This window comes from Spirosoma litoris (genome assembly GCF_054776755.1).
Genome location: NZ_BAAHBI010000043.1, coordinates 1 through 24740 on the forward strand (window position 1 = coordinate 1; position 24740 = coordinate 24740).

Below are 24740 nucleotides of genomic sequence, written 5' to 3' on the forward strand. Positions count from 1 at the left end.
AGTTCGCACCTCAAAATTCACACAGCTTTGGGGATTTTCCGTAAAGTTTAAACAGCCTCATGGAAAAACAGTTACCACGCTCACCGATAAAGACGGCAAAACTTTCAGGAACGTATGGTCTATAATTAAAGACAAAAAAGGCAATATCTGGTTCGGTGCCGATGGTCTTTGGCGCTATGATGGCAGTGCCTTTACCCAAATCGATCAGACGGGTGCTGGTGTTATAATCGAAGATCAAAAGGGAAACGTTTTGACTAGTATAGGTGGGCCTATTTTCCGTTATGATGAAGAGTCATTGTCTATTAAACAACCACCTGCTAAGCAGGTGGATTTGTTAACAAGGAGCGGGCATAGCCCGCAGGCTTACTCGTCAGGAGACCCAAATAAATCGAAATCGATAGACTGGTTCTCCTCTTTACGGTCTTCAGTCTCTTGATACTTGACATACCGACGAATATGATCCTCATTGATGCCAACTGTGTTAACAAAATACCCCCGTGACCAGAAGTGGTTGCCCCAATAAGGCTTCTTCTTTAACTGAGGGTAGCTCTTGAAGAGTTTGATGGCTAATTTGCCTTTCAGCGTACCCATCAACTCCGAAACCGACACCCGAGGGGGAATACTGACTACTAGATGAACATGATCGGCCTGCACGTTTAGCTCCATGATTTCGCAGCCTTTCCAATCACATAACATCCGGATATCATGCTCTACCAAGTCCTTGACCAGACCTGTTAGTACACGGAAACGATACTTAGGCGTCCAGACAATATGGTAGTCGCATTTCCATCGGACCGCCGAAGCGGACGACATGAGATTGTTTTTTATGCTTACTCATGCCGTAAAACTAACAAAAAGGCAAAGCCAACTAGGACATCACCACCGCCCAAGGCGGTGGGTTATCGAGTTTCACTAAAAAACCATCTGTAACCGTAATAAAGACAAAATATGAAGGGCGTAGGAATCTCCCTTTCGGGATGTTATGGGCTACTGATGGCAGTATTTGGCTTGGACCTGACCGTTACCGTTATGATGGAAAGACTCTCACGGACTTTAAAAAGGGTCAGAAATAATATAAGCTGTTTCTCAAAAGGCTCGTTAAGTAGCTACTTGAGAAGAAGCCGTAAGGTGAATTTACATGCAGACAAAACGCCTTGCTTACGAGTCGGGGCGTTTTTTTATTGATTTAGACTTCATCATCAATCTGTTAATGGCTAGGGTTGCCGTTCCCTCAAAAGATAGATTAAAATAGTATTAAAGCATTGCTTCTAGAGCTGATATTGAGTCAATTAGATTAAATTTTTTACTCTTTTATCCTCTCCTTTATGACTAAACTCTCCTTTCTCGCTCTTCTACTTCTACCAGGCCTGCTGCTAGCTCAGGGTAACTATGTAGCCAATAGTGGCACTACTTCTAACACCGCCACTTATGGTACTTTTAATACGTTTGTCGGACCAGGCGCAGGCAATAGTGGTCATGTAACAGGTAATCGGAACACCGTCACGGGCTACAATGCCGGTATTTCGCTAACATCCGGTTCGTTAAACAGTTTTTTCGGAGTAGATGCCGGTGAGTTTACAACAACGGGTAGCGCCAATACATTTATTGGTCGATCAGCCGGATTGGCTAATACGACCGGGTATTCAAATGTATTTATAGGTACTTTGGCGGGGCAGACTAACACTGGGGGCTCTTCGAACGTATTTAGTGGCTATCAGGCGGGTAATTTCAATACGACTGGCAGTTCGAACCTATTTGACGGTTATCAGGCGGGTTATGCTAACACCACGGGCACGTTGAATGTATTTAGTGGCTGGCAGGCCGGGTATAGTAATACCAAAGGAGGTACGAATACGTTTAGTGGGGCACAGGCAGGATTCAGTAACACGGAGGGCAATAGAAATGTATTTATCGGAAATCTGACTGGCTCAGAAAATACCACGGGCAACTTCAATACATTTACCGGTACCTATGCCGGTGCCAGCAATACAACTGGCGAAAGCAATGTATTTTATGGTTATGGTGCAGGAGGAAGCAATAAGACCGGCTCCAACAATATCCTCATTGGGCCACTGTCGGGTACGGCCATCACCACCAGCGATGACAATGTGCTGATCGGCTACAACAGTCAGGCAGAGGATAAACTTTACAACGCCATCGCTATCGGGGCCAACAGCCGAGTAGCCACCAGTAATGCCCTGATTCTGGGCAATGGAGTAAATGTCGGAATTGGTACATCAGCACCGACGAATCGGCTGGAGGTGGTCAGCGAATCAGCCAACACCAGCGGTTTAACCTTAACCAAGCTGACGGCTTCAAGTCCAACTGTCCGAACTAGTGATCAATTCTTGACGGTGAGCGAAACGGGGGAAGTGATCAAGTCTCGGTATCAACTCAGAATCGAGAGTTCTGCTGAGTGGAGTGATAAGGTCTTTGGTCCCCTATATACGCTTCGTTCGTTAAGATCCGTGGAGCGATTTATCAAGCAAAACGGTCATTTACCCGGCGTTCCCTCAGCTGAGCAGGTAGTCAACGAAGGGGTTGATTTAGTCAAGATAAATGCCACCCTGTTAGAAAAAGTGGAGGAATTGACCCTGTATAGTATCGAGCAGGAAAAAAAGGCGAGTCGACAGGAGGCCATCAACCACCAGCAACAGGCAAAAATTGAGCACTTAGAGCGATTGATGCAGCAACTGCTGAAGAAAAAGTAATGTAAGTCAAGCCAACGCTTCCTGGCGGGCCAGCCCGTTACTTTCATTGTAAATCCCATCAAACCCTCCCAACTGAGACGAGGGAGTGTCTATAATTCGGGCGTTTCAGGAGATTGAAAATAAGTGCTGGAGACATTCAGAAGTGAGCCTGGAAGAACCTAAGAGACGTTTCCTATGGACACCGGGTTGCTTTCTTCAAAGCCCATTTGAAATCAAATAACCCACTCGCCAGTTTTTATAGCCTGGATAAGAAATCGTCAATGCGCTCAACTAAGGCTGGGTTATCGGTAGCAATATCGGTATGTGTTTTAGGATAGCTATATAGTGTAAAAATTGAATCCAGTTGAAACTGGACCATTTTCTGTTCCAACTCACGGCCCTGACTGATGGGAACGATGGGATCATTTAAACCCATATGCAATTGGGTTAAGGGTAAGTGCTGGGCGAAATAAAGCGGGCTGGATGCAAGTAATTTGCGTCGACAAGCCGCTAAACTAGCGGAGTTAGTTTTGAGCGCATTTAAAAATTGGCACTGGTAGGTTGGGTCATTTTCATGTTGAGCAGTGAGCATTACTAAATCCGTGGGACAGACCACACCCACCACCCGCTTTACCCGTTTATCGCGTATGCCTGCTAATAGTGCTACAGTGCCGCCCCGGCTACCTCCTCGTACAGCCGTTCTGGTAACATCGGCGCTAGGTTCGGTTTGTTGAATCAGATTCAGAAACGCGATGGTATCATCGGCAGCCCCATCAAAGGCATCGCATGGGTCGCCCTCAGAAAGAGGGGATGAATAAAGCGTGCCGTTTACAGTAAGGGCTATTGATTGGCCCCTCAGAGCTGGAATGGCTAATATGAAAGGCGTCTTGGCCAAGGCGCTATCGACGGCGAGGGAAACGGAATTGGTCGTTATACCCAGCCCGAATCCATTGATCAATAGCCGAACGGGCAGGCGGTTTGCTCCTTGAGGAATGAGTAAAGCACCATATTCCTTAATACCAGCCACAACATAAGCCACTATTTTGAGGGTAAATTTTCCATTCAGGAGTTTACTATCCTGAACGAGCTGGTAGTTAGTGGGTAGTAAATCTCTTTTTTGCCAGTCCAGACTAATCTGATCAAGTTCTGTTGGTTGAGGAACCGCAAATAATACATCTTTATCAGCCTGAGGCAGGACCTCCTTTTTGGTACAGGATAAAGCGATGGTAATAAAAGCTGAGAGTAGAAACCGTTTCAATTTCAGGAGGTATTATCGTGTCGGTAAAGGTGCAGTGATAAGTCAAAGCGTCAAAGTTAAATGTTGTTAACGGGGTGAAAGGCGGACTTACAATCTGATTCCTTTATGAGACTTTATACTTTAGCCGTATATTCTCTTCAAACGCTCCCTCATAAAACAAAGAAGGCTTACCATATTCTTAATCCGGGCATTCAATGATACGGATTTCAGCTGTTCTCTACTGGCCCATGTAAGATGAGGACCAATACATCTTTTGTAACTTTATTTACTTATTGGCCATAAACCACGTGTATATCGTCAACCTGTTATATGACGAAGTGAAAGGAGGTTTTAGACTATGTTTGGAATAGGCTAAAAATGAGAGTCCGCCTTATCTTGGAGTTACCAAGCTACCAAGATCATGAACGAATCGTTTCAAGAACTAACGGACTCCCAGTGGCAAGTTATTCAACAAATTCTGGATGACAAACGCCAACGCTGGCATTCACTCCGTACGATCGTCAACGCCATTTTATGGCTCAACTATACTGACATCCAGTGGCGAGAATTGGCTAAAATGAAGGCCCCCCTATTGCCCTGGCAAAGTGTCTACTACCACTTCCGCCAATTCAAACGCAACGGGAAGTGGGAACAAATTCTGGACAGCTTGGTCGTTCGAGAACGAAAGCGACAGCAGCGAGAGGAAACGCCAAGTCTATTAGCCATTGATAGTCAGAGTGTAAAGATTATGCAATTCATTGAGCAAGAAACAGGTTTAGACGCTAATAAAAAGATCAATGGCCGCAAGCGGAGTAGTGCAGTGGATCGATTAGGCTTGCCTTGGGCTTTAGCTGTGACAGGGGCTAATGTATCGGACAATAAGGCCGGCTGCTTAGTGGTTGATCGTCTGAAAGGGAAAGTTCCACGACTGGCGGTTATTGCTGCCGATCATGGTTACAAAGTCCGTTTCATCGAACATGTTGAAACGGAATATGGCTGGCGCGTGGAAGTTGCACAGAAACCAGAGAGTAGTCGTGGCTTTGTGCCTGAAAAGAATCGCTGGCCGGTTGAACGTAGCTTTGGCTGGTTCAATTTCAGGCGACGTTTATTTCGAGATGTGGAGAAAAGCGTAGAAAGTTTGCCGGGCCGCCGTTGCGGAGGCTATGCTTCAAATTGCCTTTATTTCCATTCTTCTCAACCAACTCGCCAAATAAATTACCAAAACATACTCTTGGAAGGTGGCCACGGCATTTAATCTGAGATGAAGACTAATAAAGTAGCCTAGATGCTCAGTGGTTTAACTTCCTTGATTTCACGTTGCACAAGCACAGTTGAACCTCTGCGTTAATCACAGCCACATAAACAGGCCATCGTCCTTTTCCCCGGTTTAAGTGTATAAGTTGCTAAAGTAGCATTGACCGTATAGCTGATAGTCAATGCTGCACCATTAGGAGCGAGTTGTCCCTGAATGAGAATTGGCGAGTCCGCGAAACCAGCTCCCGTGAAGGTAGAATAGGTACCTTTTGTAGCGAAAGCGCCCTTACTATCCAACTTGATATCGGGAAGTGTAATGTATTCGCAGCAAACACCCGTTAAACGATAAGCGCCCTGGTAGGGAGCCAGTTCAATGCAGCCGTCCGCCCACGTATCTACGGGTAAAGGATCCGTTTTAGGCGAGCAACCGAGCGCAACCGTCCAGATAAAAAAGTATGCCAGTAGATTCGTTTTCATAAGCAGGAACTAGATTCTACTAAGAGCGGATTAGCTGGAAAAGGGTTGTAAAGCACAATTATTCAGAGCGGCTTATCGGCTATTTTCTTCACATATTCGGGTGAAACAAGCTTCACCATTCCTTTTTTGTCGAGCTTCACTTTAATCCGACCCGAAGGTGTCCAGTTCAAGACGGTTGCGGACTCATGTCCACGCAGATAGCCTCCAACCCGACTATCAACTTTTACGCTGTCACCGGGAGAAATTACCGCTTTCCTAATGCTTCGTTTCAGTACTAACTCATTCGACGGCAAATACGCTGGTAGAAAAACAAAAAACATGAGTCATCCCGAATTTTAGGGTCTGACTAAACAAGCGAAAACCTCCTGAACTTTGTGGTCGCCAAACTACAAAACAGGAGGTTTTCTAATGAATACTGGTGCAAAACAAACCAATTCTGAACAAGAATGGTCGCAATCCGTGGGCCTTTTTTATCAACAGCGCTTAACCCAGTTTACCCACAGTATCCTGGAGGAGTTAACCACTTTGATAGATGTGCGGTTAGTACGCACCTTTAGCCAACTTCTGATTACCTTGTTACGCTTTCGGCACCGAAATCAGGGACTGCTATTGAGCGAATTAGGCGAACATCTGCTCTCTGCCCGTCAAGCTCCAGCGGGTATGAAACAAATCTCTAACTTGCTACGATGTCCCAATTGGAGTCATATCCTGATCCAGACAAGCATTCGTGCCAAAGCCCAGACGTTTTTTGAGCAACTTCATCAGCAAGGCCAACGCGTGTTGGTACTCTGGCCGGGCCGCCGGAGCGGATGAGAGTGTAATGGAAAAGCCGGAGACTCTGGCCAGTGAGGATCTGGGGACTGTTCGGAGTAGTAAAGCTCGCTGGCTTAAGCGCATTCGACCTGGCTACTTCAATCCACCCGATGATAAACAGGTCTGTGTCCCAGGTCTGGAATGGCTGGGCATTTTATTGGCGGGTGCGAGTGGGGCCCCTTGCCTGTTTGAGTTTGCGTGGTGGACTAGACGGGGGAGCATGCTCGCCAGCAAACGGATGTGCTCGATGATACGTTGAGCGAACTGACCCAGCGCTTTGGTCAGACCGTCTTCCATGTCTTCGACAGAGGCTATGCCTCCCAGGCTTGGTTAGGAAAGATATTGGCGGCTAGACTGATTCGCTGGCAAACTCATTATTGCTTGCTCAATCAGGCGGGCCAATCCATCAAGACTTGGGAAATCACGCGGGGGGCAAATGGTCCGTCGATCATCGGTTAGTCTATGATGCGGTTCAGAAGTGTCATCGAAACACAGGTATTATTTACCAGCCAGTCTGGCATCCGGCTTACCCTGATGTGCGGCTGTATTTGACCGTATCGCGGCCTGGTAAGGGGAGTACACCTTGGTATTTGCTCACCAACGAGGTTATTGACTCCGTGGAATCAGCCTGGCAGATGGTGTTTGCCTATGCCCGCCGTTGCGGTTCCCCGCCGGGACAGATTGAGACGGCCTTTCGGTATACCAAATCGGAGCTGGCTGTAGAATCACCTCGCTTATGGTTTTGGGAAAACCGACTTAAGTTAATGATGATCGTGGCTTTGTTATACGCCTTTTTACTCTCCTTACTACGGACTGAGTTGAGCCACTGGCAGCAACTACTTTTGCGATTGGGTTGCCACCGAACAGGAAAGCGGTGCCGAGAAGCCTCAGCACCGCTTTATCGTATCCGAATTGTATTCACCCACTTATGGACTCAGAATTCGGGATGACTCATGTTTCGGAGCTAGTTACCCCCTGGTTTAATAGGCTTCTCAGGTGGATCGTCGTCCTGAAAGGTGTGATGAATAGCTGTAGAATCAGAGGTAGTAGACGATGTAGGAACTACAGACGTTTGATGGCATGCCACCATTCCCATTCCCATCGCCAACATACCTACCCCTATCCACAGCCGTACCGAAGCCAGCCGCAGCATTTGCTTACGCATAGTAGTAGTAGTTTGTAGTAGACGAATGGTCGGTTCCGGGACGTCCTTGAAAAGCTTTGGAACTGACTTACGAGAATGAATTGCAGCCTGTAAAAAAAAATTACAGGGTTACCCAAAAAAAATGTTACTTTTTTTTGGGGTAAGGAATGAAGGGTAAAGAGTACACTTGCAACAGTTAACCATCCATGTCACAATCTGAAACAGATCTTTTGTTATGTGCGCTGTTACGTTCCAACCAGTATAGGGATGTTCAGAAAGGAATGCGTATGTTAACCAAACTAGCCAGGCCGATAGCCCTACAGTTTATACGGAAGAATAGCGGCTCGCTGGCTGATGCAGAAGATATCCTTCAGGATTCGCTTGAAACCCTATGGCTACAAATTCGGGATGAAGTGTATATTCAACAACCCGGGATACCATTAGCGAGCTATGCAGGTAAGATTATTCGCAATAAATGGTACAAAGAATTACGGCGACGACGGACAAAGAACGAAGAGTCTTTGTCGGAATTGGAAGTAGCAGATGATGAACAGGAAGAGGAAACTTATCTCGATCAGGTTGAAAAGTGCCTTAATCAATTGGGCGGAACCTGTCAGATCATTCTACAAGATTATTACATAAATCACCTGGATCTGGGTGAGATTGCCGAAAACCTAAACAAAACATATGCTGCTATAAAAGAACAGAAATATCGTTGTATGCTCAAGTTGAAGGCAATAATTTACCGACCTACCCCGCCAAAAAATAATAAAACAAATGAAAACAAATAATGACTTGCTGATGGACAACACAGACGAACTTCGAGACTGGGAATTAATAGAAGGTTACTACCAGCATACGCTATCGACGACCATAAAGGCCTATGTCGAAAAGCGATTTTTAACCGATCCGGAATTTCGGGCCAATGCCGAAACCTGGAAACAAGCCGACACCGACCTTCGCACATTGGCATTGCGAAATGTAGTCCGGCAAACGATTCGGCAGGAGTCGCACCGATTGCATTGGGCAAAACGAATCCGATTAGGGGTGACTGCTCTGGCAGCCACTTGTGTCCTAACAGGCTGGGGATTATTCAGTTCCGTCGACATTCAGACGTACCAGCAGGATTTGACAATTCTTAGGCAATACCGCACGGACTCCTCAGGTAATGCCTCCTCCTGGACGGCCCGTCAGCAAACCTTTTATCGCGATTTTTTCGAGGGGCAATCGTACTTAGCCGATGGTCAGCCAGCGCTGGCAATCCCCTATTTCGAACGGGTGCTGAACCTGAAAAATCTCAGACCTTATTTTCGACAGGCAGTTGCGTGGCAATTAGTAAATGCTTATCTGCAAACCAATCAACCCGATAATGCCGATGCGACCTACCATCGGCTGATGGCTACCGGCGAACTGGTCTACCCGATCCGAAACGTCGATCACTTGCGGATAAAGTGCCAAATCGGTTGGCAAAAGCTCGTTTACTGACCCACCCTATTGCCACAACTATCATCAGAAGACCAAGTCCCAAAGCAACATAACCGGACCAGACTGCCCGCTCCTGCAAATTAGCTGGGGGGTAAGTAGGTCCATTTTGCCCCATCAGGATCAGATGAGCCCAATAAAACGGAGGGGCAAAACCTCCATTGGCTCCTTCCTGCTGAATAAAGGCTAACTTAGCCTGTTGCAAAGACACATCGGTAGGTTTACCCTCCCGAAGGTGTTCATAAAAAAGTGTGGTTAATTTAGTCGTCGATAAGTCGTTGGCTTCCCATAACGAGGTCAACACTGAGCGACTGCCCGCTTGTGCAAAGGCTCGGGCCAAGCTGAGCAACCCTTCCGAATCGTGGACACGGCCATCGCCACTTCGGCATGCGCTCAGCATCACCAGCCGTAGATGCCTGAGGTTAAGCTGGGCGATCTCGTACGCATAGAGTCGGTGCGCTACTTCACCCGGGAAGAACGAAACATACGATTTGCCAGGGTTGTCACTGGCCCGAGCATGAGTAGCCAGATGAAATTGATCATGTTGCGCTATCAGATCCAGAAAAGCCTGTTTGCTGGCACTTTCGCCCACTGAAACCGTCCCTCCTACCGCATCGACTTCTGAGCGAGAAGACTGCAAAAACTCGTACCCCTGCCGCTGAAGAACAGGCAGAGTAGCCGCATCCGGCACGAAGGGAGCCATGCTAAGAATACGAGGTGATTCCTTCGGCAAAACCTGCTCTTCTCCCAAAGCGGTACGAGCCGAATAGTCATAACTAATGGCATAGTGCCTTAGTAAGTAGCTACCAGGTTCGTGGGCTGTTTCGAGCACTTCAAACGGAAGTTGATGCAGTAAACCGTCGCGCACAATAAGCAACCGCGAAACACCCGTCAGCGAGGATAGAACTGGCTTGATAAGGCCAATATATAACTGTCGGGCTATTCGATGGCCTTCGTACTGAAACGGGTCTGGACTGTGATAGACCATAGGGCGCAACGAATCGACCAGACTGTTGAGTCGATTAATACTCAGTGGCAGCTTTATCACGGTTACCTTTTTTGCCCTAAATACGGTAAGAAGCAGCCCTTCGCTCATAACACTATAGTGCAATAAGGCTGATTGGGAATCAAGCCGGGTCTGTAGCCGATGAATATCGATTGCCTGGTTTACTAAATTAATTCCGTGGGCAGAACTAACTGGAATCGTTTGCTGCTCAGCCAGAATAGCCGCCTTGCTCTGCTCCTGCACCTGAAGTAGAAGTCGTAAATAAGCAACGTCCCGAGAACGAATCCATCGGCGGAAAATAGCTTGCAATCCTGCCCGATAAGCAGGCCTGATTTCCTGTTGAAAAAATAGCTTCGACAACTCCGCTCGATAAGTAGTCTGTAGTTGGTCGGTAAGCCAGAACATCTGTTGATAAGTATGGATTGCCCGATCCAAAGCCTGGGAGTCGTTTTTTTGCAGGGCCAACTGATTCCATAAATCAGCCTTCCAGCGCAATGACTCGACTAAAGCAGGGCCATTAATAATTCCCGACAGAGATGGACGAGACGACTCATTTGCAAAGGATTTGCCCACTGCCTGAATGGAGTACTGAGCGTGGGCAAAGGCTGTTGACCAGCGTTGTCGCCGAGCAGCTATCTGGCTCAGCAATCGCCAGGTACGCGCTGGCAGTGTTCCTTCCTGATTAGTAGCTACATTGAGAGCCAATGTTTGCCGTAGGTAGGCTATAGCAATGGGCAATTGTCCTTGCTTGAGATAATATTGTCCCCAACCTTGCCGGATGTATCGATCGAACTCTGGATTAGGCTCAGGGAGTTTCTTGCGAATTTGTTCAGCCTCCCGGAGTAGCACCTGGGCCGAATCGGATCGATGTAGTTTGTAGTAAAAATCAGCAACACCCAACAGCAACCAACCTTTATGAATGTCCTGCATTGGATAGTGAAGCAACGAAGCGCGAAACAAGCGTTCAGCTTCAGACAAGCGTGCCGTACGGAGATAGAAATTGGCAAGTTGGTTTTCGGCCGTTGCCTGACTTCGAATAGTTTTCAATCGGGAAGACAAATTCAGTCGATTGCGAAAGTAAGATTCAGCCAGGCCATAATCTCCCTGATCAACGGCCCAGGAACCACGATTACCATAATAGGCCGCTACGTGCTGAGGGGTCTGCCGGAGCAACTTAGGATTTGTTTCAAGCAGCTCGTCTGCCAGTTGCCAGTACCGGCGAATTGAATCAGGTTGTGTGAGTTGATGGAACATCTCACCGAGGCTGGCATAGAGCTGGAAGCGGGTCGTATCGTTCAGAGGCCGAGCCCGCTTTCCCAACGCCAGTCCCCGTCGACAAAGGAAGAGAGCTTCAGAGTAGTCGTCCTGAATGTAATGAACTGTAGCCATATCCACACACGTACTGGCCGCGAAATCGCGTTCACCCGCTTTGAGAGCCAGTTCGTAGGCATTTTGATACAGTCCCAGAGCTCGTTTTGGCTCCTTACTGATACATAACTGCGCATCCTGCCAATACTGCCGGGCCTGAGGCAACTGAGCCATTAACGGACTGACTCCCAGCAATCCAAATGCTACAATTGTCTTTACGCTCTGAAATCCATTCATACTCAAAGCTACTGAATCTGTTGGTAATAGAACAAATAGACTATTTTTTAAAAAAACTGTTACCTCTACCACTTTGCTGGAATATCGTCATACAAAGCTTTCTGCTTCACACACCCAGCTTATTTCTGTATGGCTGTTCATCCTTACTTATTCATCCCGATGCTCACAAGCGTCGGGATGAATCGCATTCACTGTTTCTGTCCAACTGGGCTAATTCTTATTGGCGCTACTATCTCTCCAGACTGGATTGAATCAGGGTAGAGCCATTTTTTTGCTTTCCTGATTAGAAAAGTCTGCCTGATTCGATACACCAGATAAAAACATCAGCGACCTCAATCACTAGTCCAATTCGCCCACTACCATGAACCAACTCTCTTTCTGTATACCATCCCAAATGGAGAACTACTTCTCCGCTAAAATGCTCTTGCTGCTGCTTGGAGCTTTTTTACTGGCTTTCTCGTATGGGTATGCCCAACCGCTGCCCGGCAAACGCCCCCTCCGGCAACCCGCCCAAAAGACAATAGCGAAACCCCAGCCGCGCACCACCGCTAAACCACCGAAAACAGAACCTGTACCAATACCTCAAGTCGAGCAGAAAGATGACACTCCACCCGAACAGCAACCTGTCGGCGACGAAAACAACCCTGAACAGCCCCACCAACTGGAAGCAAGGAATACCATTCGTCAGAAAGGGAATGGAGATGAGGCTATGTACTACCGTATGGATCACAGCAGTATTTCGGTGCTACCAGTTATTATTTCGGTTCCAGGGCTTCACGAAACGACATCAGAAGGAAAGCCTGTTTATCAACCTAGCGAATTATTCCGACGACAATCCGTGAAACCTCTCGTGGGCGATGTACTGGTCAGCGTTAAGCATTACTACAATAAAGTCAAATTTGATACGGATAAACTGTTTATAGAACTACTTCGGGATTCCACTACTTTTTACGAATTGACGGGCCTAAAATCAACGAGTTTACCGAGGATTAAAAAGGAAACTAAAAGCAAGCCGATAACTAGCGCTAGTCAACAGGCGTCAACGCTTTTAGCTAAAAAGGCAACCGCAGCCGATCCGGCCAATACCTTTGGACAGACCGAAAGTCCACTGGCACAAAAGATCCGTGAATCCTTGGTGGCTGGTAATGTAGGGACGAATGTCCTGAAGATATGGACCAATAAGGTCATTTTGATGAATCGTATTATGCTGGCGCAGGATCCAAGAGATAAACGCCAGCGAATCGACCCTAAGAAGCTGGCCGTCTGGGAAAAATTACTCCGGAAGAACTACATTCTTGTATTAGCGCTGCTTGAGCCGCACAAAAAGGTCACCTACATCAACGGCAAAGCCCACGAAACGAATGTGGCCAGCGCCCGAGGATTTTTGTACCATGTCGATACGACACGGCTGAATATTAACGCCATTGCCAATCGCCATCCCTTACAATTTGTAGGAAGTGTCTCTATGCCTGAGATGAGCTGCGACCCCCGGAGTGAAGAAATTATCGAGCTAACCGGAGCACAGTCGATTACTGAGCTACAGAATCAGGTCAAAAAAATGACCGCAGCTAGCCTCCGACCGTTAGCAGACCAATTTTATAGAGAGAAATCGTACCAGTGCGCTAAAAACTACTATGAATATATGTTGTCGTCAGCTCCTAGTGACTCGGTGGCTATTCAGAAGAAGATCGAAATCTGTACAAAACAGTTAGCCCGCAACAACGCCAGAACTGCGGATAATACCTGTCTTGCCAATGAGACTGCTTTGTTTCAGGACTGGGTGTATGCGCAAAGTGCCACAAATGAATTATTGCAGGAGTGTGAGCGCAATGTTGCCGACTTACAGGTGCATGCTTCTATCATTAAAACCAAACCATACATTACCGCTGAGATTGGCCGAAAGCAAGGTACGTATATTGATCAGCGCTATCTGGTCTATCGAAAAACGATTGACAAAAATGGGAATGTCGGTCAGGAAAGGATCGGTACATTACGTGTCGTTAAAATCGGAAATAACCTGGACCGTTTTCCTACCACCAGGGAGCAGCCTACTTTTCTGGCTAGCCTTGGGGTCAATACGGCAAGTTTACGCTCCACGCCAACCAAACGCAATACATCGAAAGCCGCTTCAAAACCGTCTTCTTTATCTCCCAGACTTCAGGCCCGACAAGCACAGCAGAGACGTGCCGATAGTTTGGTGCAGGAGGACTTGAAAACCATGTCGATTTTTAAGCAAACTGACGGTATACGTATTCAACCGTTTGACCTCATCCGGCAAAATGATGACTATGGTGTTGGGTTTCAGGTAGGGTATGGAAAACGATTAGGGGTTCCAGCCTTTTCGCTGGGTGCCGACATTCGATTAGCGCAGATCATTAAAAGTCGAGTGTCTCTTCCAGGACTTAAACTAGGGGCGAATCTGGTCTTCCCCGATAAGAAACAGCTGACTAAGGAATGGGATATTCCTGCCGACAAATCAACCATAATCGAATTATACTTGGCTCGGGAACTCTATTTGTCGCCCAAGTTCGACATAAAGCCATTTGCTGGTACAAGCATATTCAACAGTTCTTACCAACTATTACTTGGTATGGCTGGCAGCGTTAATCTTGTAGGTCGCAATAGCAATACGAAAGTGCGATTGGTGCCCGAAGTGGGCTATGTATCAGGCTATACTTACCAGGCAAATCTTAACCTAAAATTTGATTTCTAACCATCAATTCTATGAAAAGTCTCCATACAGTCTTTCTGGTTTCGCTTGTATTTGTTTTCGGCCAATGTTCAACAACCGCAAAATTTCCCGAAGGTATTGATGGGAAGTTTGAAGTGAGGGATAACAATAAACATTGCCTACACACTGGAGCGCTCGATACCGGTGTACAATGTCTGCGTGTCTATGCCAATCATAATACACGGGATAAGGCGTTTGGGCTTGCCAAAAAATATGCAGTAGCTGCTGTGATGATGCGTGGTATATCGGGCAGTTCGGTCGAAAAACCGTTGCTGACGCAGCAGGAACAGGAAAAATGTGCCGGTTTTGTTCAGCAGTTTTTTGACTCAGGCGACTACTTGAAATATATAGATCAGGCAGAAGTGGAGCCCAACGAGGTGTATAAAATCCAGGGTGGATATCGGGTAGCAATTGACGCACGGGTTAATTACCAGCGACTGGGAAAATATCTGACAGAAAACGGCTGTAAAAGGAAGCTAGCCTTTTAAGAGTATCAGACTAATCAATCATTCCCCTCCTAAAATCGATAATCATAATGAAGAATTTTCTGTTAAACGTACTGTTATTCAGCCTGATTGGACTAACTAGCTTTGCTCAGGGGCGTAAATCGCGCCTGATGGTGATTCCAGCCGATGATCTTCTGAAGCGGTTGAACTGCTACAGTGAGAAAAAAGTACAGGGAGTTACTGTTGTAGAACGAAACTACCTGAAAGCCTACTCCGACCTGATTGATCTTCGTTTTGCCTGTGCCGCCATTGCCGAAAAATTTGCTGAGAAAGAATTCCCTCTGGAAGATCTGGAGCAAACATTGAAAGCCATTGATGATGAGAAAATAAAGGATGACGTGCAGGACATACAAACTGACGCGTTAACCCAGGTACTCAATCAGGTACGCCCTGATGTGATTCTGGAGTTATCGTATCAACTCCAGAAAGGGCCTAGCACCAACCGATTAACGTTCCTGCTGGCAGCCAAAGATTCATATACCCGGAAAGTAATTGCTACGATTGCTAAACCAGGCCTGGAAACACTGGACGCTGATGTACCAACCCTATTGACAGAACAGGTTGAGCTTAATCTGGAAAATTTCCTGACCAGATTATCACAACATGGGGCCGATATAGAGCATAACGGCAGAACAATACAGCTAACCGTTCGCCTGGAAGGAGCTGCTGATTTTTCGTTAGACGATAACTGTGGATCTTCTGATAAACGATATGATCAGATGCTGGAGGATATAATTGACGCTCACAAAAAGGAAGGCTCAGACTCTCCCACCATGTTACCGAACGCTACGGGCAAGGTGATACAGTTCACAAATATCCGAATACCCTATGTTGACCTGAAAACCAAACGCGGTCTATCAGCCAGGAACTGGGTTGACATTTTACAGAAAGACATTCAGAAAATGTGTGGTATCAGGGCCAGAAATACCTCGCAGGGACTGGGTGAAGGTCGATTAATTCTTACACGCTAGCAGCATCAACTATGAAGACATACATCATACTGGCCATAATCTCATTGAGTATCGCCCTGGCCTCGATTCAACCTACCTTTGCCCAGGATCAGGATGTTAAAATCCCAATCTCAGTACTACCTGTCGATGATACGACTGCTTTTGGCAAACTACTCGTCACTCGGTTACAGCAGGCAGTTAGTAAAACAGGCATGAGCGAATACGATAGTTACAACTTTGTCCTGTACCCTAAAATTAACGTGTTGAGCCATGACCTAACCACCTCAGCTCCCACGCTTACGGTACTGAACCTGGAAATAACATTGATTGTAGCAAATGGCTATCGGAGTAAAAGCATCATTTTCGGCTCTGAGACCTTCTCGATTAAAGGGGTTGGTCGATCAGAGGAGCGAGCCATGGTGGAGGCTGTACGAAGTCTCCGTGCTGATGACCCACGCCTTCAGGCATTCATTAAGGGGAGTCGTCAAACGATTGTGCGCTACTTTGCTGCTAACTGCGAATCGATTATCAATGAAGCTGAAACCATGGCCAGAGGAGCTACACTCGTTGTCAACAGTACGAATAGGGCAACGGATAAATCGATTGCAGCTGAGACTCAGTTTGCTCAGGCAATCAGCCTGCTGTATAACATCCGAAGTGCCAACTACAATTGTTATCAGGCTTCTATTGATAAAATCAACCAGATATTGGACAAATACGATGAGTTTTCCTGTAAGCTCTATCTGGCACGAGCCAAAAACCACTGGGCAGCTCGTCAGATTGAGCCAACGATCGCTTACTTAAATAAGATTCCTCCTTCCGACAAGTGCCGTGTTGAAGTTGATGCCCTGCTTCGGCAAATGGATAGCTATCAAGAAACATCAACGGAGACGGCATTAAAGCAGGAAATACGCTTGCTGCGTGAGCGGGAACACGCCAGTAAGGATATGTTGGAAACGGTTATGAATGGACAAAAGCGTGAAACTCAGGCAATGAAGGATTCTCGTAAACAGGAGACAATCATCAATGTCTTAGGCCCTCCTATTCCGTCTTCAAGTAAGTAATAGACCTATCGACACCCAGATACCTACATTCTATGAGTAAGAAATGGAAATGGACTCTTTTCGTCAACGTTTGTTGGCTGCTCAGTTTCTCCCTTTATGCACAGAATGTTCAGTTTACCTGGGTTAGCCCAGAACATCTGAACTACTCCGTTCAGCCAGTACGTACTCATCAGGAACAGATTACGCTGCAAATGGACATCGCTCTGCCTGCCAGTTGGCAGGCCCAGGGAGCTACTGTGCGGCTACTCCGCAATGGGAAAGAGGTTCTACCGGATGGGCCTAAATTAGGGGTTGTCAGCCTGAAAAGTAGTAAGGAAGGGAAGGTACAGTTGACCCAGCAGGTGACGTTATTGCCCGGCGATAATACCTGGGAAATGGAGATTCGTTCTGGGAGTGGGGAGGTTCTACGCAGCCAGCCTTTATACATGATCCATAAGCCAGGCAAGCCACTTCTCCATCTTATTTGTGTCGGTGTACCCTATAACCTTACGTATACACAACTTGATGCCGCTCATATTTTTGCTTATTTCAAAACGCAGGAAGGAAGCCTTTTCAGCAAAGTAAACGGACAGGTGCTTATCTGTGACGAAGAGACTCGATTTTCCAGTCTTGGCCAAACGATGACCGACCTTCGCGACCAGGGTTTATGTGCCGAAGATATTCTTGTCGTATTCTTTTCCGGTCATGGTCAGTCGAGTTCTGCTTTTGGCTCACTTGATTTTGGGCTAGTTTCCAATGATGCCGGGCACAACGTACGGGATGAGCGATATGTGCTGTTTTTCTATCAGAAAGACATTATCAAGAATCTGGAAATGGTTCCCTGCAAACGCATCGTACTGTTGGACGCTTGTCATAGTGGAACTGCCGATGGCAATAAAAACTGGATTGGCAGCTTCGAACAAGCACAGTCTGTTCTAAGCCAAACTCCTTCTGGTATTGTGACGCTGGTAAGCAGCAAAGACAATGAGTTGTCCTACGAAAACCCACGCTGGAAGCACGGAGCCTTTACAAAAGCCATTCTGGAGGGGTTGTCAGGGCACGCCAATGCGGTTGATCCGACAACCGGTAAAACAGACAGGTTTATTACCATAGGTGAATTAGCTAACTACGTTATTGGTCGAGTTCCGGACATGGTCGATAGCGTTTACCATCGGCCTCAACATCCCAAACTGGCTCATACACTGGAAGCAGATTATCCAATCTTTAACCTAAAGACCGAAAAGAAAGCGGATTTAGTTATAAACCCCTGTTCTTCTGAAGTAGTCAAGCCCAATCCAGCACCCTCACCCTCACCAGTGCGGATCTCCTTCATTGGCGTGCTTCCCGGAGCATCTGAAGTCGATATCAAGGTCACTAATGAGGCCGTAAAACACCTGAAAGCAGCCTGGCCCAATAAGGAAGTGCATTCGGGCATGGCTCAGGTGGGTAGGTTGGTCAGAGATGGAACCATTACGACGATACTGGATGGCTATAAATCGACTAATCCCGGAATCTTTGATCAGGTAGAAGCGAACGAACTCTGTGTGATTACAAGATACCAAACCGAGTACGCGCCCGTAAAAGGCTCCGATTCAGCAAAATGGTACGTTCAGACGACCGTTCGATTTACGTTTCTTGACCTTAAAACGCAGACTACGAAAGACGAGCAGGAATTTAAAGAAATAGGAACTGGCCCAACTCAGGAAATTGCTTTAGCCAAAGCCATCGAGTCTTCCTTTTCTGCTTTAGCTAAAGCCAAAAAGTAACCTCTGATGGTCGGCAATCCCTAAATTTTCTGGATCGCTTCGGCCATCGGATCGCTGGTGGCTCTTTTTCTTTGTCTCCTCCAAACCTATTACTGACTACTATCTTACTCCGCACTGTTGTGTTTTCGTCACTATGGCTGTTACTTATTATGAGCCAGTTATTTGCCCAGAACAAAACCCTCGGAGTTACCAGTTTGCCTGAAGGTACTCGAAAAAGAGCGGCTGTAATCTTTGCTAATCAGGATTATAAAATTGACCAGTATGACATAACAAAAGCATACAATGATGCCGACGACATGAAAGCCGCTTTAACGGCTCGGTCATCTTTCCTTTTAAATAGGAGGATATACCTAGCTAATTAAAGGCCGTGTGAAAAATTTTTTAATTTTTTCTGAAATCCTGATTAGAAATACTACCCTCAATAACGATCTATCCACAAACACTCCAAATTTTATGAAAACACTCCTGCTTTCGCTGTCTTTGGTAGTATCGTTACTGGCTATTTACCCGACAAATGCCCAAATCAGAATCACCTCTCTCACCGCCACTACACCTGCCCGGCGAGTAGCACTAGTGGTTGGAAACAATGCTTATCAAAACGTCCCTCCCCTCAAAAAATCGCTGAATGATGCTGCTGATGTGGCTCAGGCACTGAAGTCATTGCAATTCGAGGTTACTACGCTGACGAACGTAACGTATGCACAGTTCATGACTGGGTTTGCCGAATTCCGTGAAAAACTTCACTCGACTGATGTGGCTTTACTCTACTTCTCGGTCCATGCAGGAAATCATAAAGGTCATTACTACTTAATGCCGATTGACGCGAAGGCTGACTGCGATTTGGCCACCTCCAGTATCGATCTACGAAACCTCCTTAGCACCTTGAACGAATGCTCGGTACCCAATAGCTTCGTGTTGTTAGATGCAGGAAATGGCAGTTTTCAGCTAAATGAATGTTCAACGGCAACTGATCATTCTATTCCGCCAATTATACCGAAGGGGGGTATGCTAGTTTATGCGGCTGAACCAGGCAGTATGGCTATTGAAGGTTCTGATGGACGAAACAGCGTGTTTACGAGCGAGTTGCTGAAGCACCTCACAACGTCAGACCTAAGCATCCGCACCATTATTGACCGAACGGCCAAGGGAGTTACTGCACAGACAAACGGAAAACAGTCGCTGGTGCGGTATGATCGCTTAACGAGTGATTTCAAGTTTAGCCGAATGATCCCACAACCCGACTCGTCGATAACCAATCTGACTAGTGCAGCGACCAAACCTGTCAGGCAGGGGCAGACCATCCCGTTAGTTGCCAACCTGTCGCGCTTTGTCCCTCCTGTAGTTGATCAGAAAAATCTATCTACCTGTGTGCCCTGGGCAACAGCCTATTATGCGTATACCACCCAATACGGTGCCCTGCACATGATCACGGATACGAGTCAACTTAAACAGATCGCTCTATCCCCTATGCTGCCTTATAAACAATTGCGGCCCGACTGTACTAAAGGGCTCGGGCTAGCTGATATTGCCCGTTATATTCAGGAAAAGGGTGATGTTTCGTATGCGGAGTATCCAGATCTATCCTGTAGTAGTGTCCCCTCGGCTGACATGCTGGCTAAAGCCCAGACAAATCGCCCTATTAAAGATGTCATTAAGCTCTTTGGCATCAGCAATACGGATTCTGAGAAAATTCACGCAATACTTGGGCCAGTTGGTAATTCAGGGAAGCCAGTAATTGTAGGGATTGAAGTGACAAAGTCGTTTTCCACACTAAACTCCACCGACGAGTATTATAAACCAAGCGGCTTGTCTATAGGATTACAGGCTGTAACGGTAGTCGGTTACGATATACCTGGAAGGAGTTTCCTGATGGTCAACTCATACGGCAAAAGCTGGGGAAACAAAGGATTTTTCCGCATGCGATTCGACGACTTTGCCAAGGCTGCCTTGGGAGGAATTGTGCTGGTACTATCTGATGAACCGTCACACACGTCTCAAAAAATAATATCAGCTTTTCCAGGTCGCTGATTAGAAATTCCTCACAAAAAACGATATACCCACAAACAAGAAAATAGCTATGAAAACATATCTGTTGGCCCTCAGTCTGCTGCTGACCTTGACCACTACTACGCTCGCCCAGGAGCGTACCTATGGCTTAACATTCGATGATTTAGAATTTGGCGCCATACCAACCTTTCCAGACCCCAATCAGGGTGCCAAATCCATTGGTGCTTTGCCGCTAAATGCCGATCTATCCAGATTCGCATTACCCCCTATTGACCAGGGCAAGTTAACTACATGTGTTGCGATATCAACCTTGTACGTTGCTTACCCTACCCAGTATGCCATCCAGAACAATATTACTGACCCGGCTGAAATTCAACGGAGAGCCTTGTCATTTATGTTGCCCTACAAGAAACTGCGACCTAATTGCATCGGAGGCCTCAACCTGGATGCCATTGCCCAGCACGTGATTGATAATGGAGATGTCACTCATCAGGAGTATACTAGATGCGAAGATGAACCCTCCAAAGCGTTGGAGGAAAAAGCCCGACAGAATCGACCTATTAAACAGGTAGTTAAGATTTTTGGGAAGACCAATACCAACCGTGAGAAGGTTTTCTTCACGCAACAACAAATTGGGCTCTATAATACGCCAGTTATTGTGGGGATTCAGGCAACAGACCGATTCAGAAAGTTAACGGCATCAGACGACTACTACCAGCCCGGTGGCAACTTTGAAGGACTACACGCCGTTACGGTAGTTGGCTACGATCGGGTAAGCTTCAAAATCCTCAACTCATGGGGGCCCAATTGGGGGCGAAACGGTTATTTCTCTATTCGTTTCGACGATTTTGCTCAGATAGCACTTGGGGGTATTGTACTGGTTCTGCCCGACTCACCCACGCCAGGCAAAGGCTCTAATACAACAGAGGTAGGTGGTAATTTCGCGTTTCAATACCTCGATAATAATACAGGTAACTTCAACCAGGTAAGCCCCAAACACATGGGCAACGGTGTTTATGAACTGAGTCGGAAAGACTGGCAGATTGGCGACCGTTTCCAATTGCTGGCGAGCAATGCCCGGCAAGCCCAGTATGTATGCGTATTTAGCATTAATCCAAAAAATGAGATCAAAGCGCATTATCCGTTGAATCAAAAATTAGCGGCTGTGCAGGATAATTCATACGGCATGAACGTGACAGACATTCTGCCGAAGGCTAAATTCGATTTGGTTATTCCGGCAGAAGATAAGGCGCTTGTCATTGAGGAATCTGGTACTGATTACCTCTGTGTAATCTATAGTGATAAACCGCTTCTCGATGAGCTGCCTGCAATTCTTCAGCGTATTCGCAACAGTTCGGGCGATATCTATAGTCGCCTTCGGGCCGGGCTGGGCAGTCGGCTGGTGCCATCACAGTTTATTAATTACCAGAACAACCAGATGGGGGCTACCACCAGCACGACACAGGGCGATGTGATTCCATTGGTACTCAAAGTTCAGTCCGTGAATTAAGCCCGTCAACTCGTCATATCCACGCACATGAAAAAGAAAACAGCCCACGGGCTCTGGTTAGCACTATGCCTGTGGGCATCGAGTCTGACCCTTGCTCAATCGATAGACTCGATCGCTTCTATCCACACTCATATTATTCAACATGCCCCATCGTCCATTGCTATCTCGGTTCCCGACGGCCTGTTGCTGGCAAACTGGTCTATCCAAAACTCTCTCATTAGCCACGTCAATACAGCTGGTGAGACGCAATGGAGCCAGTCATACCCCAATCTGCGGGCAGTTTCAGCTACCAATGAGCAGGCTGCTCTGGTGAGCGAAGCTACAAATGGCCAACTGAGTGTATCAGTTATTAGTCTGACGAATAACGGTAAACTCATCTGGCAAACCGATGTGGGGCCCGGTACTCAGGCCGATGTAGCCCAGTTTGCAGACGGACGTATTGCGGTGGTTACCCGTACCGACAAAGGTCTTTCCCTATACAACCTGAGTGCATCGGGCAAATCAGGCTGGGGAGACGATACTTCGCAACCCGACCCAGAGGTGAATGGTCCGCTGGGTCTGTTAACTCTCCCGGATAGTGGTCTGGTACTCACTGTTGGAAGCAACGTAATCGGGATCGATAAGGTTGGTCATAAACGCTGGTCATTCGATGCGGGCAACGATAAGGTTCGCTGGAACCAGATGCGTTTATTACAGAATGGGGATGTGGTACTGGTTGGCCAGGGAACATCTGCCGCTTTTAGCCCCGACAATGTAGAGGGCCGACTGATGGTAATTTCACCCAAAAACGGTAAGCAACACTGGACTAAAATTTTGAGCGATACCAACACGAAGGAGGCAGGCATCGATGTGCTCGAAAAACCGGACCATACGCTGCTGGTACTCTTACAGGAATCCGCCGGAGCGAGTCTACTCCAACTAAACGCCCAGCATGAAATTCGCGCAGTAGGTCGATTCAGCCAGCCCAATCAGGGCAAAAGCCACTATCTGGCACTAATGCCCTTGTCGTCAGAACGATACGGTGTTATCTATACGAGTGCCAGCCAAACCGTCCTGCAGGAGTGGCAGGCCAAGAACAGCAAATCGGCTACGAGGAGTGAACCCGAGCCATTGTTGGGCATGTCCCGAGAAAATAAGACTAATGTTTATGGGTTATCGATAGGCGTTTCACTGCCCTCGCTGGAATTTATGGCTTCCGATGCATCCGCCGTATCCGACGCGTTTGGGCAGCAAAGCGGCAAAGCTTTCGATAAGGTATCGTTTCAGGTACTCAATACGCCCGAGCGCAGCACCGCTGAGCAGATGGCTATAGCTGTCGAGCGGTGGCGAAACACCCTTAATCCCAAACCCGACGATTGGATTATTCTGTTTGTGTCGGGGATGCTCACTGATTATCAGAACGACCTCCGGCTGGTAGGCAGCGATTATGACCGGGTAGCTCCTCGCAGTAGTACCGTCGGCCTGCGCCAACTACTGCGGGAGTTAAACGTCCTCCCCTGCCGTAAACTAATCCTGCTGGATGCCTGTATGGCCTATGCCCCAAAGCCCGAAAAAAATAATCCACGTCTATCCACCCATAAAGCCTTCTCGTTTAGCTCAAAGCAATTTCCGAATACCTACATCCTGGCAGCCTGCCGTCCAGGCGAGCTGGCCTATGAAGATGCAGCCTGGCAGCACGGGGCCTTTACCAAAGCCCTGCTCGATGGCCTGAACGGAGCCGCCGACACCGACAAAAACAACCAACTCTACCTGAGTGAACTCTATGCCTACCTAAGCGAAACCGTCCCTACCCTAGTCCGCACCCAAAAACAGCGCGAACAACAACCAACCTGGTTGCTTAGGCCGGGAGATGAGTTATTGCTGAAAAAGTAATTTGATTTCTAACAAGCCTAGCCGCCATGACTGCCCAATCCCATACTGCTTTCTTCCTATTATGGTTACTCTTAGCTACTAAAGTTCTCTATGCTCAAGACCCACCCGGTGCTATGCGATTTACAAGTCAGATGAGTCATGATAGATCTATATCCTCCGTGCATTTCAGTCCCAATGGGCGATATGCTTTGAGTGGTAGCCTTGACAAAACAATAAAATTATGGGAAGTCAGCACAGGCAAAGAAATCCGCACCACGAGTGGGCATACGGGTTCGGTTTTATCGGTGTGTTTCAGCCCAGACGGGCGCTACACTTTGAGTGGTAGCGCTGACAATACACTCAAACTATGGGAGGTAAGTACGGGCAAAGAAATCCGCACCATGAGTGGGCATACGAGTTCGGTATCCTCCGTGCATTTCAGTCCCAATGGGCGATATGCTTTGAGTGGTAGCCTTGACAATACGCTCAAGCTCTGGGAGGCCAGCACAGGCAAAGAAATCCGCACCATGAGTGGGCATACGGGTTCGGTATCCTCGGTAGGTTTCAGCCCTGATGGACGGCACATCCTCAGTGGCAGTTCTGACAATACACTCAAGCTCTGGGAGACCAGCACAGGCAAAGAAATCCGCACTATGAGCGGGCATACG

General features: G+C 47.2%; 23 protein-coding genes. 17 read left to right on the plus strand and 6 right to left on the minus strand.

What is annotated here, in order from left to right:
* The coding region (locus ACYVGR_RS26365) for a two-component regulator propeller domain-containing protein (RefSeq protein WP_460962445.1) at positions 1-436 on the plus strand (436 nt) is incomplete at its 5' end.
* Here ACYVGR_RS26365 and tnpA read toward each other — a convergent pair.
* Entirely contained in the window at positions 364-813 is a 450-nt protein-coding gene (gene tnpA / locus ACYVGR_RS26370; RefSeq protein ID WP_460962447.1) for an IS200/IS605 family transposase, read from the minus strand. The genes ACYVGR_RS26365 and tnpA overlap by 73 nt on opposite strands.
* A 512-nt stretch (positions 814-1325) precedes the next feature.
* Between tnpA and ACYVGR_RS26375 the strand changes: the two genes are divergently transcribed.
* A complete protein-coding gene (locus ACYVGR_RS26375; protein WP_460962449.1) occupies positions 1326-2711 on the plus strand; it encodes a hypothetical protein in 1386 nt (461 codons plus the stop codon).
* Between the two features lie 235 nt (positions 2712-2946).
* Here the strand turns inward: ACYVGR_RS26375 and ACYVGR_RS26380 are convergent, their stop codons facing one another.
* Positions 2947-3948, minus strand: a complete 1002-nt coding sequence (locus ACYVGR_RS26380) for an alpha/beta hydrolase family protein (RefSeq protein ID WP_460962451.1) — start codon at positions 3946-3948, stop codon at positions 2947-2949.
* A 400-nt stretch (positions 3949-4348) separates the two neighbouring features.
* On the opposite strand from ACYVGR_RS26380, the gene ACYVGR_RS26385 reads away from it, so the two are divergent.
* Positions 4349-5182 carry an IS5 family transposase gene (locus ACYVGR_RS26385; RefSeq protein ID WP_460962453.1) on the plus strand — a complete coding sequence of 278 codons (834 nt, stop codon included), beginning with the start codon at positions 4349-4351 and terminating at the stop codon, positions 5180-5182.
* A gap of 89 nt (positions 5183-5271) precedes the next feature.
* Here the strand turns inward: ACYVGR_RS26385 and ACYVGR_RS26390 are convergent, their stop codons facing one another.
* On the minus strand, positions 5272-5658 hold the full coding sequence (locus ACYVGR_RS26390; RefSeq protein WP_460962455.1) for a hypothetical protein: 387 nt from the start codon (positions 5656-5658) through the stop codon (positions 5272-5274).
* 62 nt (positions 5659-5720) lie between these two features.
* On the minus strand, positions 5721-5978 hold the full coding sequence (locus ACYVGR_RS26395; protein WP_460962457.1) for a hypothetical protein: 258 nt from the start codon (positions 5976-5978) through the stop codon (positions 5721-5723).
* A gap of 88 nt (positions 5979-6066) precedes the next feature.
* Between ACYVGR_RS26395 and ACYVGR_RS26400 the strand changes: the two genes are divergently transcribed.
* The 3 genes from ACYVGR_RS26400 (at position 6067) to ACYVGR_RS26410 (ending at position 7421) form a co-directional block, all read left to right on the plus strand.
* Positions 6067-6471 carry a hypothetical protein gene (locus ACYVGR_RS26400; RefSeq protein WP_460962459.1) on the plus strand — a complete coding sequence of 135 codons (405 nt, stop codon included), beginning with the start codon at positions 6067-6069 and terminating at the stop codon, positions 6469-6471.
* A 7-nt stretch (positions 6472-6478) separates the two neighbouring features.
* Positions 6479-6730 carry a hypothetical protein gene (locus tag ACYVGR_RS26405; RefSeq protein WP_460962461.1) on the plus strand — a complete coding sequence of 84 codons (252 nt, stop codon included), beginning with the start codon at positions 6479-6481 and terminating at the stop codon, positions 6728-6730.
* A 154-nt stretch (positions 6731-6884) separates the two neighbouring features.
* The gene (locus tag ACYVGR_RS26410; RefSeq protein ID WP_460962463.1) at positions 6885-7421 is read left to right on the plus strand and encodes a hypothetical protein; all 537 of its coding nucleotides are present in this window, start codon (positions 6885-6887) and stop codon (positions 7419-7421) included.
* Between the two features lie 14 nt (positions 7422-7435).
* Here ACYVGR_RS26410 and ACYVGR_RS26415 read toward each other — a convergent pair whose 3' ends face one another.
* Complete coding sequence (locus ACYVGR_RS26415) at positions 7436-7636, minus strand: hypothetical protein (RefSeq protein WP_460962465.1); 201 nt, start codon at positions 7634-7636, stop codon at positions 7436-7438.
* Between the two features lie 185 nt (positions 7637-7821).
* On the opposite strand from ACYVGR_RS26415, the gene ACYVGR_RS26420 reads away from it, so the two are divergent.
* Positions 7822-8406: an RNA polymerase sigma factor gene (locus tag ACYVGR_RS26420; protein WP_460962467.1), complete on the plus strand. Its 585-nt coding sequence runs from the start codon at positions 7822-7824 to the stop codon at positions 8404-8406.
* On the plus strand, positions 8393-9100 hold the full coding sequence (locus ACYVGR_RS26425; protein ID WP_460962470.1) for a tetratricopeptide repeat protein: 708 nt from the start codon (positions 8393-8395) through the stop codon (positions 9098-9100). The genes ACYVGR_RS26420 and ACYVGR_RS26425 overlap by 14 nt, the downstream gene beginning before the upstream one ends.
* On the opposite strand, the gene ACYVGR_RS26430 is transcribed toward ACYVGR_RS26425, so the two are convergent.
* Entirely contained in the window at positions 9015-11708 is a 2694-nt protein-coding gene (locus tag ACYVGR_RS26430) for a CHAT domain-containing protein (protein WP_460962472.1), read from the minus strand. The genes ACYVGR_RS26425 and ACYVGR_RS26430 overlap by 86 nt on opposite strands.
* A 361-nt stretch (positions 11709-12069) precedes the next feature.
* On the opposite strand from ACYVGR_RS26430, the gene ACYVGR_RS26435 reads away from it, so the two are divergent.
* From ACYVGR_RS26435 to ACYVGR_RS26475, 9 genes are all read left to right on the plus strand, one after another.
* Entirely contained in the window at positions 12070-14421 is a 2352-nt protein-coding gene (locus ACYVGR_RS26435; RefSeq protein ID WP_460962474.1) for a hypothetical protein, read from the plus strand.
* Positions 14422-14432: 11 nt separating this feature from the next.
* Complete coding sequence (locus tag ACYVGR_RS26440; RefSeq protein ID WP_460962476.1) at positions 14433-14927, plus strand: hypothetical protein; 495 nt, start codon at positions 14433-14435, stop codon at positions 14925-14927.
* A gap of 47 nt (positions 14928-14974) precedes the next feature.
* On the plus strand, positions 14975-15916 hold the full coding sequence (locus ACYVGR_RS26445) for a DUF6175 family protein (RefSeq protein WP_460962478.1): 942 nt from the start codon (positions 14975-14977) through the stop codon (positions 15914-15916).
* An 11-nt stretch (positions 15917-15927) separates the two neighbouring features.
* Positions 15928-16959, plus strand: a complete 1032-nt coding sequence (locus ACYVGR_RS26450) for a hypothetical protein (RefSeq protein ID WP_460962480.1) — start codon at positions 15928-15930, stop codon at positions 16957-16959.
* A gap of 32 nt (positions 16960-16991) precedes the next feature.
* Complete coding sequence (locus tag ACYVGR_RS26455; protein WP_460962482.1) at positions 16992-18704, plus strand: caspase family protein; 1713 nt, start codon at positions 16992-16994, stop codon at positions 18702-18704.
* Between the two features lie 453 nt (positions 18705-19157).
* Complete coding sequence (locus ACYVGR_RS26460; RefSeq protein WP_460962484.1) at positions 19158-20732, plus strand: caspase family protein; 1575 nt, start codon at positions 19158-19160, stop codon at positions 20730-20732.
* A 49-nt stretch (positions 20733-20781) separates the two neighbouring features.
* On the plus strand, positions 20782-22221 hold the full coding sequence (locus tag ACYVGR_RS26465; protein WP_460962486.1) for a C1 family peptidase: 1440 nt from the start codon (positions 20782-20784) through the stop codon (positions 22219-22221).
* Positions 22222-22248: 27 nt separating this feature from the next.
* Positions 22249-24093 (plus strand): outer membrane protein assembly factor BamB family protein, encoded by a 1845-nt coding sequence (locus ACYVGR_RS26470; RefSeq protein ID WP_460962488.1) that lies wholly within the window; start codon positions 22249-22251, stop codon positions 24091-24093.
* Positions 24094-24119: 26 nt separating this feature from the next.
* The coding region (locus tag ACYVGR_RS26475) for a WD40 repeat domain-containing protein (RefSeq protein ID WP_460962490.1) at positions 24120-24740 on the plus strand (621 nt) is incomplete at its 3' end.